The organism is uncultured Capnocytophaga sp., from assembly GCF_963525585.1.
Classification (GTDB): domain Bacteria; phylum Bacteroidota; class Bacteroidia; order Flavobacteriales; family Flavobacteriaceae; genus Capnocytophaga.
Genome location: NZ_CAURLX010000002.1, coordinates 1 through 16,644 on the forward strand (window position 1 = coordinate 1; position 16,644 = coordinate 16,644).

The 16,644-nt window shown below is 35.6% G+C and carries 17 protein-coding genes; 4 read left to right on the forward strand and 13 right to left on the reverse strand.

The window, feature by feature from the left end:
• From RYK20_RS00815 to RYK20_RS00835, 5 genes are all read right to left on the reverse strand, one after another.
• On the reverse strand, positions 1-853 hold an 853-nt coding region (locus tag RYK20_RS00815), incomplete at its 3' end, for a M3 family metallopeptidase (protein ID WP_314894066.1).
• Positions 854-967: 114 nt separating this feature from the next.
• The gene (gene lpxA / locus RYK20_RS00820; protein ID WP_311456627.1) at positions 968-1,771 is read right to left on the reverse strand and encodes an acyl-ACP--UDP-N-acetylglucosamine O-acyltransferase; all 804 of its coding nucleotides are present in this window, start codon (positions 1,769-1,771) and stop codon (positions 968-970) included.
• Position 1,772: 1 nt separating this feature from the next.
• Complete coding sequence (locus RYK20_RS00825) at positions 1,773-3,170, reverse strand: bifunctional UDP-3-O-[3-hydroxymyristoyl] N-acetylglucosamine deacetylase/3-hydroxyacyl-ACP dehydratase (RefSeq protein ID WP_311456626.1); 1,398 nt, start codon at positions 3,168-3,170, stop codon at positions 1,773-1,775.
• Between the two features lie 444 nt (positions 3,171-3,614).
• A complete protein-coding gene (gene lpxD, locus RYK20_RS00830; protein ID WP_314602954.1) occupies positions 3,615-4,646 on the reverse strand; it encodes a UDP-3-O-(3-hydroxymyristoyl)glucosamine N-acyltransferase in 1,032 nt (343 codons plus the stop codon).
• Between the two features lie 181 nt (positions 4,647-4,827).
• On the reverse strand, positions 4,828-6,045 hold the full coding sequence (locus tag RYK20_RS00835; protein ID WP_314894133.1) for a DUF1343 domain-containing protein: 1,218 nt from the start codon (positions 6,043-6,045) through the stop codon (positions 4,828-4,830).
• 19 nt (positions 6,046-6,064) lie between these two features.
• On the opposite strand from RYK20_RS00835, the gene RYK20_RS00840 reads away from it, so the two are divergent.
• Entirely contained in the window at positions 6,065-7,315 is a 1,251-nt protein-coding gene (locus RYK20_RS00840) for an FtsX-like permease family protein (protein WP_314894067.1), read from the forward strand.
• A gap of 4 nt (positions 7,316-7,319) precedes the next feature.
• Here the strand turns inward: RYK20_RS00840 and alr are convergent, their stop codons facing one another.
• Genes alr through RYK20_RS00865 form a run of 5 tightly spaced genes read right to left on the reverse strand, consistent with a single transcriptional unit; the run spans position 7,320 to position 10,651 of the window.
• On the reverse strand, positions 7,320-8,429 hold the full coding sequence (gene alr, locus RYK20_RS00845) for an alanine racemase (RefSeq protein WP_297978929.1): 1,110 nt from the start codon (positions 8,427-8,429) through the stop codon (positions 7,320-7,322).
• Positions 8,429-8,596, reverse strand: a complete 168-nt coding sequence (locus tag RYK20_RS00850; protein ID WP_297978927.1) for a hypothetical protein — start codon at positions 8,594-8,596, stop codon at positions 8,429-8,431. The genes alr and RYK20_RS00850 overlap by 1 nt, the downstream gene beginning before the upstream one ends.
• Positions 8,593-9,342, reverse strand: coding sequence for an enoyl-CoA hydratase/isomerase family protein (locus tag RYK20_RS00855; protein WP_314894068.1), 750 nt, complete (start codon positions 9,340-9,342; stop codon positions 8,593-8,595). The genes RYK20_RS00850 and RYK20_RS00855 overlap by 4 nt, the downstream gene beginning before the upstream one ends.
• 8 nt (positions 9,343-9,350) lie before the next feature.
• Positions 9,351-9,677: a MerR family transcriptional regulator gene (locus tag RYK20_RS00860; protein WP_297978924.1), complete on the reverse strand. Its 327-nt coding sequence runs from the start codon at positions 9,675-9,677 to the stop codon at positions 9,351-9,353.
• Positions 9,677-10,651: a M23 family metallopeptidase gene (locus RYK20_RS00865; protein WP_297978923.1), complete on the reverse strand. Its 975-nt coding sequence runs from the start codon at positions 10,649-10,651 to the stop codon at positions 9,677-9,679. The genes RYK20_RS00860 and RYK20_RS00865 overlap by 1 nt, the downstream gene beginning before the upstream one ends.
• Before the next feature lie 176 nt (positions 10,652-10,827).
• On the opposite strand from RYK20_RS00865, the gene RYK20_RS00870 reads away from it, so the two are divergent.
• From RYK20_RS00870 to ybeY, 3 genes are read left to right on the forward strand one after another with little or no spacing between them, the layout of a single operon-like run.
• Complete coding sequence (locus RYK20_RS00870) at positions 10,828-11,589, forward strand: exodeoxyribonuclease III (RefSeq protein ID WP_314894069.1); 762 nt, start codon at positions 10,828-10,830, stop codon at positions 11,587-11,589.
• Complete coding sequence (locus RYK20_RS00875; RefSeq protein WP_314894070.1) at positions 11,590-12,630, forward strand: glycosyltransferase family 9 protein; 1,041 nt, start codon at positions 11,590-11,592, stop codon at positions 12,628-12,630. It begins immediately after the preceding gene.
• Positions 12,631-12,685: 55 nt separating this feature from the next.
• Complete coding sequence (ybeY, locus tag RYK20_RS00880; protein ID WP_297978919.1) at positions 12,686-13,102, forward strand: rRNA maturation RNase YbeY; 417 nt, start codon at positions 12,686-12,688, stop codon at positions 13,100-13,102.
• A 53-nt stretch (positions 13,103-13,155) separates the two neighbouring features.
• Here the strand turns inward: ybeY and efp are convergent, their stop codons facing one another.
• From efp to RYK20_RS00895, 3 genes are all read right to left on the reverse strand, one after another.
• Entirely contained in the window at positions 13,156-13,722 is a 567-nt protein-coding gene (efp, locus tag RYK20_RS00885) for an elongation factor P (protein WP_297978917.1), read from the reverse strand.
• Between the two features lie 23 nt (positions 13,723-13,745).
• Entirely contained in the window at positions 13,746-15,143 is a 1,398-nt protein-coding gene (fumC, locus tag RYK20_RS00890; RefSeq protein WP_311456611.1) for a class II fumarate hydratase, read from the reverse strand.
• A 159-nt stretch (positions 15,144-15,302) separates the two neighbouring features.
• The gene (locus tag RYK20_RS00895) at positions 15,303-16,625 is read right to left on the reverse strand and encodes a DUF4302 domain-containing protein (RefSeq protein ID WP_314894071.1); all 1,323 of its coding nucleotides are present in this window, start codon (positions 16,623-16,625) and stop codon (positions 15,303-15,305) included.
• Between the last annotated feature and the right edge of the window lie 19 nt (positions 16,626-16,644).

Consider the following 16,644-nt stretch of genomic DNA (forward strand, 5'->3'; position numbering starts at 1 on the left):
CGGGGGTTTCCGCCATACGTTCTTCTAAAGCAAAAGTAGCATAATTAGGGTAGCCTAACAAAGAGGCGCGTGCTTGTCGCAATTGGGCGATACGCAACACATTGGTTTCGTTGTTGTAGGCACTCTCTCCCGCACAACGACTGTGATAATCGGTGAAGAGTTTCTGACGCAAGTCGCGGTTATCAGCATATTTCATTACTGCTGTATATACGGGTAAATCGAGGGTAATGACCCAGCCTTGGGTATGGCGTTTTTTGGCTTCTTGAGCGAGCATTTCAAGAACAAAATCAGGTAGCCCACTCAGTTGTTCCTTATCGGTAATTACCCATTGGTAATGCTGGGTTTCAGCGAGTACATTCTCGGAGAACTTCAGCTTAAGTGTAGCCAATTCTTTATCAATCTTGCGCAAACTCTCCTTATCGTTGGGTGATAAGTTAGCCCCATTGCGGGTAAAACTTTTGTAAGTTTTCTCTAAGAGCGTTTGTTGTTCTGCAGTAAGCGAAAGCTGCTCACGCTGATTATAGATTGCTTTCACACGCTTGAAGAGGGCTTCATTCAGGCGGATATCATTGCCGTAGTCGGTAAGCAAAGGCGAGATGCGTTGCGCTTCGGCTTGCAGGGCATCGTTAGTCTCAGCACTGTTGAGGTTGAAGAACATAGCCGTAAGTCGGTCGAGTTCTAAGCCTGTGTAAGCCAAGGCTTCTATTGTATTTTTAAAAGTAGCAGGTTCAGAATTTTGGGTAATACTATCGATTTGGGCAAGGCTTTCGGCGATAGCTTTTTCAATAGCTGGCAGATAGTCGGTAGCAGTAAAGCGCGAAAATGGCGCCGCGTTATAAGGGGTTTGAAACATAGTATGTATATTTTAATGATGAATGGGCAAAGATACAACTTATTATTATAGGTAAATAAAAAGAGATACAATAATTTGTATCTCTTTTATATAATCTAAGAAGAAAATAGCACTTTATACATTTCCTTCATCTGGAAGGATGCCTGCATATCCCTTCATAATTCCGTGTTGAGATTTGCGAACAAACTGAAGGATTTCATCTCTTTCTAAAGTTGCTTCCATTTCAGCTTCTATATACTCCAAGGCGTGAGAAGTACTAAGTTTCTTTTGGAAAAGAATACGATAGATGTTCTGTATTTCACGAATTTTCTCGGTGGAGAAACCACGACGATGTAGCCCAATAGAGTTTACCCCTACATAGGAGAGAGGATTACGAGCTGCCTTAACATAAGGAGGTACATCTTTTCCTACTAAGGAACCTCCTGTAACAAACGCATAACTCCCAATAGAACAGAACTGATAGACAGCTGTCATTCCAGCCATTACAGCACAATCTCCTACAGTTACATGTCCGGCTAAGGTGGTGCCATTGGAGAAAATACAATTGTCCCCCACGATACAGTCATGAGCGATATGAGAGTAAGCCATAATCAGGCAGTTGTTCCCCACCACAGTACGCATGCGATCTACCGTTCCTTTGTTGATAGTAACGCATTCGCGGATGGTAGTGTTGTTCCCTATATGGGTAGTAGTTTCTTCTCCTTTGTACTTAAGATCTTGAGGAATAGCTGAGATAACCGCTCCTGGGAATATTTTACAGTTTTTCCCAATACGAGCCCCTTCCATAATGGTTACATTAGGACCTATCCAAGTACCTTCTCCAATCTCTACATTTCTGCAAATAGTAGAGAAAGGTTCTACTACCACATTCTGAGCTATTTTAGCTTCAGGGTGTATATTGACTAAGGGATACATCATATTACTCTTGATTATCGTCTCTTTTTACTATTTTAGCCATAAGCTCTCCTTCAGTTACGAGTTTACCATTGGCATAGGCATACCCCTGCATATGGCAGATTCCACGACGGATAGGGGTGAGTAACTCTAACTTAAAAATAAGAGTATCTCCAGGGAGTACTGGATTTTTGAATTTGACATTATCAATCTTCATAAAGTAAGTCAGGTAGTTTTCAGGATCAGGTACAGTACTAAGAATCAGTACTCCTCCAGCTTGTGCCATTGCCTCTATCTGAAGTACACCTGGCATTACGGGAGCTCCAGGGAAGTGCCCCACAAAGAAAGGCTCATTCATGGTAACATTCTTTGTAGCAATTACATGTTTATCTGAAAGTTCAAACACCTTATCCACCAATAACATAGGAGGACGATGTGGAAGAAACTTCATAATCTTTACAGTATCAAACAAAGGAGCCTGATTAATATCTATCTTAGGAATATCATTCTTACGTTCGTTGGCAATAATTTTAGAGAGCTTCTTAGCAAATTGAGTATTCGTAAAATGTCCAGGCTTATTAGCTATAACTTTTCCACGAATACGAACCCCTACAAGAGCTAAATCTCCTACCACATCTAATAGCTTATGGCGAGCAGCCTCATTGGAGTAATGAAGTGTAATATTATCTAATACACCATTTGGCTTTACTGTAACATTATCTCTGTCAAAAACTTTTTTGAGTTTATCCATTGTCTCAGTAGAAGGCTCTTTGTCTACATATATAATAGCATTATTGAGGTCTCCTCCCTTGATAAGTCCCCTGTCCAGAAGTACTTCTAATTCGTGTAAAAAGCTGAAAGTACGAGCACTAGCTATCTCCTCTTTGAATTCAGAGAGAGATTTCATATAGGCATTTTGGGTTCCTAATATCTTAGTTCCAAAATCCACCATTGTAGTTACTTGGTACTCTTCTGAAGGAATAATAGTAATTTCAGAACCTGTCTCCTCATTTCTATAAGAGATTACCTCCTGTACAATGTATTCCTTACGTTCTGCTTCTTGTTCCACAACTCCCACTTTCTCAATAGCTTCCACAAAAAACTTAGCCGATCCATCCATTATAGGAGGTTCAGGAGCATCTAATTCAATAGAAACATTATCCAAATTCATTCCCACTAATGCAGCAAGAATATGCTCACAGGTCTGTATTTTTACTCCTTTTTTCTCTAGGACAGTACCTCTCTCAGTACTTGTTACATAGTTCGCATCTGCTTCTATGACGGGGTTGCCCTCCAAATCCAATCGAACAAATACAAATCCTGTATTCTCATTGGCAGGTTTTAGAGTGAGGGTTACATTCCTTCCTGTATGGAGCCCTTTTCCTTGTAAGGTAATAGAGCCAGCTAATGTATGTTGTTTCACAAGATATATTTTTTAATTACGTAATTTTCTAATATTTATTAAAGTATTGTTTCTAAAATCGGTTTTTCAATAACTCTAAATATTTCCTGATTTATATTGGCTACTTTACAAATTTTCTTCTTTATACTATGGGGAAAACTTCCTGTTCTAAATAAGCAAATAATGTTTTCTATATAGATACGTTCAAAAAATAAGGAAAGCAAGCTTTTATCATCACTTTTTAGTCTAATATATTCATCAACCTCTTTACTTATAAGAGTAGGATATTCTTTTAGTTTGCCTTTTATGTAAGCAGAGCCTCTTTCTTGAGCAATCTACTCTATATCCTTTAGGCAACGTTTGTAAATAGTTAGATACTCTGCTACTGAATTGATATAATATATATTCTGGAAAATCATTGAGTAAATTTAAAGATTCCTTCAATAGCTCAATATTCATAATAGGTTAAGAATCAATCTTTTTTTCTAATTCATCGATTTTCTTGAACAATTCAGGAAGTTTCCTGAATACTACATAGGATTTGTTGTAATCCATATAAGTAAAGGCAGGTGAACCCTGAATTACTTCATTATCCTTAACATCTCTACCAATTCCTGATTGGGCTTGTATTTTTACATTATTACCTATAGTGAAGTGCCCTGCAATGCCAACCTGTCCTCCTATGCTACAATGTGCGCCAATCTTACTAGAACCTGCTACTCCTGCTTGAGAAGCTATTACTGTATTCTCTCCTATTTCCACATTGTGAGCTATTTGTACTAAGTTGTCTATTTTTACTCCCTTACGAATAAGGGTAGAACCCATTGTAGCACGATCAATTGTTGTGTTAGCCCCAATCTCCACATTATCCTCCAAAACAACATTCCCTATTTGAGGAATTTTCTTATAAGAACCATCTTCCTGAGGAGCAAAGCCAAAACCATCTGCCCCAATAACTACTCCCGAATGAAGAATACAATTAGCTCCTATGACAGAATCTGCACAAATAGTTACAGCGCTGAATATGATTGTATTATCTGCTATTGTTACGTGGTCTCCAATATTGGTATTAGAATATATTTTTACATTATTTCCTATTTTACAATGTGCTCCTATAGAGGTAAAAGCTCCTATATACACATTCTCCCCTACTGTAGCAGAAGGATCAATAAAAACTGGATTCTCAATCCCTACCTTAGTAGAGATTCTCATCTGATTATAAAATTCAAGCAATTGAGTAAAAGCAGAATAGGGATCAGGAACCTTAATAAGAGTTGATTTTATAGGTTGTTCAGGAATAAAATCATCTTTAACAATTACCACAGATGCCTCCGTAGTATATATATATGGTTTGTATTTTGGATTAGATAAGAAAGTTATAGAGCCCAAAGAGCCTTCTTCTATCTTAGAGAGCTTGAAGACTTCCTCTTCAGGATTCCCTACAAGAGTTCCATTCAATACTTGAGCAATCTGATTTGCTTTAATCTTATGTAACATAAAAAACTTAAGTTCTTGTAAAACAGATACATATCTGAAAAAGAGTGTGTTTTAATAAATCCTCCCCTTTTATGGCACAAAAATAAAAAATATAATTTACATAACATACATTTTTTATATAAATTTCTTCACATTTTTTTATTTTCTACAAAAAATAAGAAGTATAAATACATTTATCTTTTTAGAAATCAGAAGGATATAATAGATATTTCTTTCTTGTTTTTTTAAAGATTTCTAAAGCATCTTTCCAGCTAGTTTTTATTTCTTTTTCTGTCTTATGTTGCACAAGTTGTTCTTTTAGTTCTTTATTTCCTGCAAGTTTGTCAAATGAAGTATTGAAAAAATTCGTTTTCACTCCTTCTGTTTGCTGATAGGCTTTGAGCAACCAAGAAAGATTTAAAGAAGTTAAGGGAGGCGTACGACTTAAATCCTCTCCATAGCAAGTTTTTCCATTATATTTAGGATTCTTATCTCCTGAATTAGGCTTTGGTGTAAAGGTAAAAGCTGTCTTTTTTAGGTAAGGAGAACCATATATTTGAAACTGCCATTGGGTTCCTCTGCCCATACTTATATTTGTTCCTTCAAAAAAACATAGACTTGGATACAAATTTACTGCCGTTTCATTAGGCAAGTTAGGCGAAGGAGGGATAGGAAGTGGATAAATAACACTCCTATCATAATTTTTCAGTGGAACTATCTTTAAATTACATTGAATTCCATTTTTAAGCCATTTCTCTCCATTTATCATCTGTGCATACTCTGCAATTGTCATCCCATAGACTACAGGAACAGGGTGCATCCCTATGAAGCTCTTATATGGAGGTTCTAACACTGCTCCATCTATATAATATCCATTAGGATTAGGACGATCTAGAATTACCAAAGGAATATAGTTCTCTGCACAAGCCTCCATTACATAGTGTAAAGTAGAAATATAGGTATAGAATCGCACCCCAACATCTTGCAAATCAAAAAGCATTACTTCTATCCCTTTGAGTTGTTCCGAGGTTGGTTTTTTATTCTTTCCATAGAGAGATACAATAGGAAGCTTGGTTTTTGCATCTATTCCATCTTTAATAACTTCCCCTGCATCGGCTGTTCCACGAAATCCGTGTTCTGGAGCAAACACTTTGGTAACATTTACTTTCTTAGTCAAAAGAAAATCCACCAAATGCTCATTCTCTATTGTGGTTGTATTATCCTCATTATGAATTATTTTCTGAATAATCCCTGTATGATTCGTAACTACCCCTACCCTTTTTCCTGTAAGCATTGGCAGATACTGATAATATTGACTTGCTCCTGTTCCTACATATTCATATTTTTTGTAAGAAATATTTTGTGCAGAAATTTTCCCAAAAAGACTCAGGAATAATAAAAAAAGTGTAATTTTGCTCATTCTAAATTTGCGTTTCATTTTGAATTTTGAATTTTTCATTGCCAGTCGTATAGTACGAACTTCAGAGGGCAAAAATAGTATTTCTTCTCCAATTATCAAAATTGCCATTAGTGCCATTGCTCTTGGAATGGTGATGATCCTTATTGCTATAGCTACAGGAAAGGGACTTCAAGAACGTATTCGCCAGAAAATAGCTTCTCTCAATGGACATATCCAGATTTTCAATTATGACACCAATCACTCTGAAGTCTCTATAGTCCCTATTTCTACTGAAGAAGATTTCTATACTCAGCCTGATTTTTTTAACCAAGGAGAAAATAGAGTTATACATATCCAGTCTGTGATTACCAAAGGTGGAATTATTCGTACTGAAAAGACTTTTGAGGGAATTATAGCAAAAGGAATTGGGATGGATTATGATTGGAAATATATGAAATCATATCTTAAAGAAGGAAAAATTCCTAACTATTCTACTGATACGCTTAGTAATGAGGTACTTATCTCAGAATATATAGCAAACCGATTAGAACTCTCTGTGGGAGATACTTGTAATACTTTGTTTCTCCGAGAGGATAATATAAGTATTCCCAACCAAAGGAACTTTACCATTTGTGGTATCTATTCATCTGGTTTTCAGCAATTTGATGCTTCTTATATACTTGTAGATATCCGACAATTACAAAAAATCAACAAATGGAAAGCCAACCAAACAGGCTTTTTTGAAGTATTTATCAAAGATTTTGACCAGATGAACTCCATTGGGGAATACATATATAACCATATCCCTCCTGAATATGATTCACAAACAATTGCCCAGAAATACCCCACCATTTTCGACTGGTTTCACACTTTTGACCTTAACATTATTATAATTATTAGTATTATGGTTATTGTAGGAGGGGTCAATATGATTACAGCCATCCTTGTACTTATATTAGAAAGAACTCCTATGATAGGAATGCTTAAGGCTCTTGGAGCAAGTAACTGGACAATTCGTAAAATATTCCTCTACAATGCAGTTTATCTTATTGGGTTAGGACTTTTATGGGGCAACCTCATAGGAATCAGCCTATTACTGATACAATATTTCTTTTCTCCCTTAAAGCTAGATCCTTCTATATATTACGTTTCGGAAGTACCCATTTACCTACATCTAGGATATATTATTATAGTTAATATAGGAATTCTCATTACTTGCTTACTAATGCTTCTTGTCCCCTCTTATATAGTAAGCAGAATCTCTCCTATCAAAGCTATAAAATTTGAATAAGATTCTAAGATTCTATATAAACCCTTTTTATCCTACGAGAAAGGGAAGTAATAAGTTCATAGGAGATGGTTTGAGCGGCTTCTGCTAGGACTTCACTTGTATGGCGTTCATCAAAAATAACCACTTCATCACCTTCCTGACAGGAAATTTCAGTAACATCTACCATTATCATATCCATACATACATTTCCCACAATAGGGCATTTCTTATCCTTTATATATACAAAACCAACTTCTTTCCCATAAATACGATTAAGCCCATCAGCGTGACCTACTGAAATCGTAGCTATACACATAGGCTTCTGTGCTTGAAATCCAAAATTATAGCCTACATAATCCCCTGCCTGAATATTATGTAATTGTGAAATGATACTCTTAAGTATAGTAATAGGCTTAAAATCTTTCTGTAGAGAAGTGTCATTTGCAAACCCATACATTCCGATTCCACTTCTTACCATATCAAAATGAGCCTCTGGGTAGTTGAGTATTCCTGAGGTATTACAATTGTGGTAGATAATCTTATGTGAGAAATGTTGCTCAAGTTTTTTCTGAAATTCTTTAAAAATAGTAATCTGCTTCTCCATAAAAGGACGAGCTTCCAAATCTTCAGAGGCTAGTAAGTGAGAGAAAGCTGTTTTCACTTTTATAGAAGATTCTCCCTCAAGAAGCTGGCATATTTCTTCTATTTCTTCTACTGAAAATCCTAATCGGTTCATTCCTGAATTACATTTGAGATGGAATGGATATTCTTGTAGGTTATTCTCTTTCGCAAAATCCAAAAAATGGGTAATCAGCCTTTTAGAATACAAAGTAGGCTCTAATTGATAGGTAAGTATCTCTTGGAAATCTATCAGTTGAGGATGAAATATTAGGATTGGAGTTACTATTCCTGCCTTTCGCAACTCAATTCCTTCACTAGTAAAAGCTACTGCAAAATAATCTACCAAATGTTTTTTTTCTAAGTATTGGGCAATAGCAACAGAATTATTTCCATATGAATTTGCCTTAACAACCGCCAAAAAACGAGTTCCTTCCTTGAGATATTTCTTTAAATGGCGCACATTATGTTCAAGATTATCCAAACGGATTTCCAAAGTAGTTTCTTGTACTGACATTATTTATTGCTTTTTATTTTCATATATGAATACAGAAGATAGCCCAAAATAACTAACACTACAAAAGGCAAGAGGCTTCCTATAAGAACTCCCATTGCATAACTATTATCAGGAGCATTAGCTATTTTTTCTTGTATTTCAGATATATTTTGTTGTAATGGTATCATTTATTTTTCTTTGCTATTTTATTTTTAGTAAAATCAGATAAAGCTAATTTTCCAGAAATAGAAGCATTTTCAAAGAGTAGATTTTCCCAAGAAGGAGTACTTTTCCAAAGGATTTTCTTGATTTCCACAAGAGATTCTATAGGATATGAACTCAATTTTCTTAAAAAATAGTCTATTTCCTTATCCATATCAGAAATATTCTCAAAAACTCTCGCAAAAAGCCCTTTTTTTTCTGCCCAATAAGCATTTTTCCATTGTTCTGGATCGAAAGATAATTCAGAAAGAGCTGCAGTTCCCATTTTTCTCTCAATTACTGGAGCTATTACAAAAGGTCCTATTCCAATACTTAGTTCTGGTAATCGAATACTAGCTTGTTCTGTAGCAAATACATAATCACAACACGCCAAAATACCAACTCCTCCTCCGACTGCTTTCCCTTGAGCTCTTCCTATAATAGGTTTTGCACATTGGCGAATAGCATTGAGTACAAGAGCAAATCCACTAAAAAATTCCTTACCTTTTTCTAATGAATCAACCTGAGAAAGCTCATCAAAAAAAGCTCCCGCACAGAAAGTTTTTTCTCCAGCACTCCTAAGGAGAACTACCTTTACGGTATCATCTACTGAGAGCTTATTCAATTCCTCAGAGAGACGATAAAGAAAATCTAAAGGGAGACAATTGGCTTGTGAATGTGAGAATTCTAGTGTTGCAATACCATTTTCAGTTGTAGAATATACGTAATCCATCTTATTTTCTATAATTCATTCTTTATATCCATCAGCATTTGCTTCACTTGCTGAAGTTTATCAATAATTTCTATTGTTGAAAGTATTTTTTTTGGTTTTTCTTTTATTTTGGCTTTTGCGCCCTCCAATGTATATCCCTGTTCCTCAACTAAGTGATATATTAAGCGAAAAATTTCTATATCCTTTTCAGAATATCTCCGAGTTCCTTTCTGGCTTTTCTTAGGAGATAATATATCAAATTCTTTTTCCCAGAATCTTATTTTAGAAGGATTTACATTGAAAGATTTTGCTAGTTCTCCTATAGAATAATAGCGTTTTTTGTAAGGCACTTCCATCAGTCTAATGATTGATTTCCTTGAGAAGATTGTTTCAACATCTCAGCATATTCTTCTGAAGAAAGGCTTCCATAGTAGAAATTAATAGGATTAAGGTGTTCGCCATTTTTCTTAACCTCATAGTGCAAATGAGGTGCCTCTGAGCGTCCTGTACTTCCTACATATCCTATAACATCTCCTCTTTTTACTTTCTGACCTGGGCGCACATTATACTGACTCAGATGCGCATAAATAGTCTCATATCCATAACCGTGATCTACACGAATATGCTCCCCATAGCCTGAAGAATTACTATCAGCACGAGAAACCACCCCATCACCTGTAGCATATACAGGAGTACCTGAGGGAGCAGAGAAATCCATTCCATAATGGAATTTTTTCACTTTTGTAAAAGGGTCTGTACGGAAACCATAGCCCGATGCCATTCTCTTAAGATCCTTATTTTGTACAGGCTGAATAGCAGGAAGAGACTGCAATAATTTCTCTTTTTCCTTAGCCAAAGAAGCTATATCATCTAAAGATTGTGACTGAACAGCCAATTGCTTTTGCAAAGATTCCAAGTGCTTGGTCATATCAATAAGCAATTCAGAATTCGTGAATTTCTCCAGATATTCATAACGATTTACACCTCCAAATCCACTTTTCCGTTGCTCATTGGGAATAGGAGACATTTCGAAATAAGTTCTGTATAGGTTATTATCTCTATCTGCTATATTGTCAAGAACTGTTTCCATCTGCTTCATTTTTTTATTCAAAATGGCATACTGAGTCTCATATTCCTTAAGTTCTCTCCTCATTGATAATTCTTTTGGAGTCTGCATTATATTTACATTATAGAGAATAAGGATAATCAATAAAGCGAAAAGAAAGGAAGATAGAAAGAAAAATAGCAAATATTTAAGCCTTCTTTTATGATTGTTTATTTGCTTAAAAGAAAGGGTTTCTGGATCGTAATAATATTTTATTTTTGCCATATTTAGTTGTTCTATGTATCATCAGGTACGGTGCAAAATTACAATTTTTCAACAGAAATAAAAAATATTTTAAGATTTTTAGCAGGGAATATATTTTGATAATTAAAAAATCTCCTTACAAAATATGTATTTTTTACAATATATTTTAGTACATTTGCGCTTTATTTATTTCTGGTATGAAAATTTTTTCTTATAATGTCAATGGTATCCGTGCGGCTATGAACAAGGGATTTGTAGAATGGCTAAGTGCAGCCAATCCTGATGTTATCTGCTTGCAAGAAATAAAAGCTCTTGAAAGTCAGATAGATAAAGAATCCCTCAAGGCAATTGGTTATCATTATCTTTACTTTCATTCTGCTGAAAAAAAGGGCTATAGTGGTGTAGCCATCCTCTCCAAAACGGAACCTAACCATATAGAAATCGGTTCAGGTATTGATTATATGGATAAGGAAGGGCGTATTCTTCGTGCGGATTATGGAGACATTTCTATTATGAGCCTTTATCTGCCTTCTGGAACTAATACGAATCGCCTTGATCACAAGTTACAATTTATGGCTGATTTTCAGGATTATATCAATCAGTTAAAGAAAACACATCCTAACCTTATTATCTGTGGAGACTACAATATTTGTCACGAAGCTATTGATATTCACGATCCTGTACGCAATGCGAATGTCTCTGGTTTTCTTCCTGTGGAACGCAAATGGTTAGATGATTTCCTAAAGAATGGCTTTATAGATAGCTTTCGTTTTTTGAACAAAGAACCTCATAATTATTCTTGGTGGAGCTATCGTGCCAATGCTAGAGCCAATAACAAAGGCTGGCGTATTGATTATTGCCTAGTGGCTCAACCTTTAGAAAATCGTATCCAAAGAGCTACAATACTCCCTGAAGCCAAGCATAGTGATCATTGCCCTATTTTTGTAGAAATCAGTTAGATGAAAAATACTTCAACCAATCACTTATTAGTTATTCGCCTCTCTGCAATGGGAGATGTTGCTATTAGTATTCCTGTACTGACCGCTCTTACTGAGCAATATCCTGAGCTAAAACTCACTATAGTTACTCGTCCTCTTTTTGCTCCAATGTTCACCCATCTACCTAATTGTCAGGTATTTCCTTTGGATCTGAAGAAAAAACATAAAGGTATCATAGGACTTTACAGGCTATTCAAGGAACTGAAAAAAAATAGTCCTACAGGCATTGCTGATTTACATAATGTATTGAGAACAAACATATTAAAATTATTTTTTTCTTTTTCGTCAGTTCCTTTTAAGCAAATCAATAAAGGGAGAAGTGAGAAAAAAGCCCTTACTCGAGCCAAAAATAAGATTTTTGTTCCTTTATTACCTAGCTATATACGCTATGCAAAAGTATTTGAATCCTTAGGATTTCCGATTACTTTAGAAAAAAATTACTTTGCTCCCTCTCCCCCCCTTTCTCAGAAGATACAAGATATGCTTTCAAAGTATAAAAATATTGGGATAGCTCCTTTTGCCTCTCATAAGGGAAAAGAATACCCTTTTGAGCAGATGAAAAAAGTTATTCTATCTATCTCTGAAAAATATCCTACTTTCAATATCTTTATCTTTGGAGGAGGAAACCGAGAGAAAGAGTTAGTACAATCACTTCCTTCGCTTAAGAATGTGAAGAATATGATAGGTATTCTTTCCTTTGCAGAGGAACTTTCTCTGATTGCCCACTTACAACTAATGGTTGCTATGGATAGCGGAAATGCTCACCTAGCAGCTATGTATGGTGTTCCTACAATTACTCTGTGGGGAGTAACTCATCCTTTTGCAGGTTTTTATCCTTATGGGCAAGACTCATCAAATGCCCTATTAGCTGATAGAACTATTTTCCCACTAATTCCTACTTCCGTATTTGGCAATAAATATCCTGAAGGCTATGAAAAATCTATAACAACGATTTCTTTACAAGATATTTTAAATAAAATAGATTCTTTTTTAGAAAAATAAACTACTCTTATTCCCATTCTTTTTTATAACTTTGCAAAAAATCTAATTCGTATTTATGATACACTTTTTTTATGAACTTTCTTTTGAATTACCTAATGAAGAAAGTGATTTTAGGCGTTGGGTGCAACTTATCATTGCTTCTGAACGAAAAAAGGAAGGAGATATTAACTATATTTTCTGTAATGATGAGTATTTACACAAAATTAACGTAGATTATCTACAACACGATACTCTTACAGATATTATTACTTTTGATTATGGAAAGGATAATTTGCTCTCTAGTGATATTTATATCTCTGTGGAGCGCGTAGAGGAAAATGCCAAAGAATATAATATTGATTTCTCTACAGAACTTCTCAGGGTAATGGCACACGGAATCTTACACTTATGTGGTTACAAAGATAAGACACCTGAACAATCACAAGAAATGAGACAAAAGGAAGAAGAGAAAATGGCTCTTTTTCTTAGATAACAAAGAGGCTACCTTTGGAGTAGCCTCTTTTTCTTTAATCTCTATTGAATGAACTAATCTTTCATTCTTTCTACATAGGTACCTTTTTCAGTTTCTACTTTTATGCGGTCTCCTTCATTAATAAAAAGAGGAACATTCACAATAGCTCCTGTTTCCACTGTTGCTGGCTTGGTAGCATTGGTTGCTGTATTTCCCTTTACCCCTGGTTCTACGTGAGTTACTGTAAGGATCACATTTGCAGGCATTTCCACAGAAAGAGGAGTCTCATCTTCAGCATTGAAGATAATCATTACCACTTCTCCTTCTTTAAGCAAATCAGGATAATCAAGCATATCCTGACGAATATGAACCTGATTAAAGTCCTCTGTATTCATAAATACAAGCTCATCTCCTTCAGGATAAAGATATTGGAACGAACGAGTTTCTACACGCACATCGTCTATCTTATGCCCAGCAGAAAAAGTGTTATCAATTGTTTTTCCTGTAGTAACACTTTTGAGCTTAGTTCTCACAAAAGCAGGCCCTTTTCCGGGTTTTACGTGTAGGAATTCGATTATTTTGTAAATGTCGTGATTAAATCGGATACATAATCCTTTTTTGATATCAGCTGTACTTGCCATTAATTTATATTTGTTAATTTATTTTATTTAAGACTTCCTACCATATCCTCTGGTCTTACCCAAGCATCGAATTCTTCAGGTGTTACATATCCCAATCGAATAGCTTCTTCACGGAGAGTAGTACCATTTTTGTGTGCCGTATTAGCTATTTCAGCAGCTTTATAATAACCTATCTTAGTATTAAGAGCTGTTACGAGCATAAGGCTATTATTAAGTAATTCCTTAATACGTGTATGATTAGGCTCTATTCCCGCAACACAATGTTCTTCAAAACTTACACAAGCATCACCTATAAGCCGTGCTGATTGCAAGAAATTAGCACAAATAACAGGCTTGAATACATTCAGTTCATAGTGACCTTGAGTGGCTCCCACACTAATGGCTACATCATTACCCATTACTTGAGCAGCTACCATAGTTACTGCTTCACACTGAGTAGGATTCACTTTCCCCGGCATTATAGAACTTCCAGGTTCATTGGCCGGAATAAGTATTTCTCCAATTCCACTTCGAGGACCTGATGCCATTAAGCGAATATCATTAGCTATTTTATTCAAAGCAACAGCAATTTGCTTCAATGCTCCGTGTGATTCTACCATAGCATCGTGAGAAGCAAGTGCTTCAAACTTATTCTGAGCAGTTACAAAAGGAAGCCCTGTAAACTGAGCTATATACTTAGCTACTAATACATCATAACCTTTAGGTGTATTAATTCCAGTACCTACAGCAGTTCCTCCTAATGCCAATTCACTAAGATGATCAAGGGTATTCTTTAATGCTTTTATACCGTGCTCTAACTGAGAAACATAGCCAGAAAATTCCTGTCCTAAAGTAAGAGGTGTAGCATCCATTAGGTGTGTACGTCCTATTTTTACAACTTCCTTAAAAGCTTCTGCTTTTTTCTGTAATGTTGTCTTTAGCTTCTCAAGACCTGGTATTGTATTTTCTACTACCAATTTATAAGCCGCAATATGCATTCCTGTAGGAAAAGTATCATTGGAGGATTGAGATTTATTCACATCATCATTAGGAAGAAGGACTTTCTCCCCCTCTCCTATTTTTCTTCCAGCTAACTGCTGAGCACGATTGGCAATGACCTCATTCACATTCATATTGGATTGTGTCCCTGAACCTGTCTGCCAGATTACTAATGGAAACTGGTCATCGAGTTTTCCTTCTAGAATTTCATCACATACTTTAGCAATAAGATCTCTTTTTTCCTGCGGTAATACACCTAACTCACAATTAGCATAGGCTGCTGCTTTTTTCAAATAGGCAAAGCCATAAATTACCTCTTTAGGCATAGAAGCCGGAACTCCTATCTTAAAGTTATTACGAGAACGCTCTGTCTGAGCTCCCCATAGCTTCTCAGCAGGGACTCTTACTTCCCCCATTGTGTCTTTTTCTATACGGTATTCCATAGTATGAAAATATTTAATATCCTCTTATCTTAAGTGATTTAAAGATATTTGTTTTTGATGAGACAAAGTTATATATTTTTTGTAAAACCACCAAATTTTTTTCTCAATAGAATCAAATTTTCAAAAAGATAGTCCTTAAATAAAATATTTGGAAATCTATTACATACTAAGTGCTGGAAAATAATAATTAGGCTGTGCGATACTCTTGATATAAGATACAGGACCTAATATCACTGTTGGTGTTTTCCAGAGATAAAGTCCTTGTGAGCTTAAAGCAATAAAGTTTGTTAATCGCTCACGTGCTAACTCCAAGAGGTCCTCATTGGCAGGGTCGAGATAGAATTCATCAACATCCGGATATTCTTCTATAAAAGAAAGATAAATCTTCTTATCTCTAATCTCATAATTAATTTTGTAAGCAAAATAAGCCTGATTAGTTCCTCCACCAGGAAGGAGATACCCTATACGCAAAAGAGGTCCGTCACCATCTGTATTAAAGAGTAATTCATAAGTAAGGAACTTTCTTTGGTCATCTATTCTAAAGAAATCCCTGAAGAAATCTGGACTCATATAAGGAGAGTTCTTGAAGTCTTCTCCTCCAAAAAGGATAAAGACATTTTCTCCATTGGTAATTCTATTGCCTTGTGATTCAAATTCGAGTGTAGGATCAGAAAAATGCTTCAACTCAATAGTAACATCACCATTAGTAGCCGTATAGTTCTGCGGAGATGTCCCAGGAACAGCTGTAATTTTGGAAAAATTCTTCCCCCCTATTTGCAAAGCTGGCTCAAAAGCAAATCCATCAGCTGTAGGAATAAGACCTGCTTTGCTTACTTTTTCCTCATTCTGCATAGAAACAAAAGAAAAAAGACGAAGTCTAGGCTTTACAAAATAGTCCTCTGTTCCCTCAGAAGAGGTTACTTTTAAATAATAAGTATGGTCTATAGCATTAAGTGATGTATTAAGGTTTTGTATATTACCCCATTCACTGGCTGTAGCTGGCTCAAGATATACAAATTGCTGAGTATTTTTGCGTTGGGTTCTGAACTTAAGTTTGTCCCCTTCCCTCCCCATATAAGCAAATTGGAATTCTCCTTCAAGCCCACTATATAACCTTTCCTCTGCAATAGGTTCGAGTAGGTTGTGGATATAGTTCTTAGTAGTGAATACCAATAAAGGACCTTGTGATTCTTGTATTTGGTAACTACTTTCTTGAGGTGTAGCTGCATTAGGGTAATCAGAGACCATAGTTACACGTCCTTGGGTGGTGAATTTCATTAAGAATGTAAAGCCACCATAAGAATTTTTTTTAGGAAAATAACTCATTTTCCAGCCGTTGGGAGCTTGGGAGAGAGTATTTTTCAGTTGCTCATTAGCTTCAGCTATACGCTGGGAAGCATTTTTCCCAAGAAGTAAGTCTGGTTCGTTCTTCTGACAAGCAGATAGAGTTACCAGAGCAAATAAAAATAATATTTTCTTCATCTTAGTATCATTTTTAGGG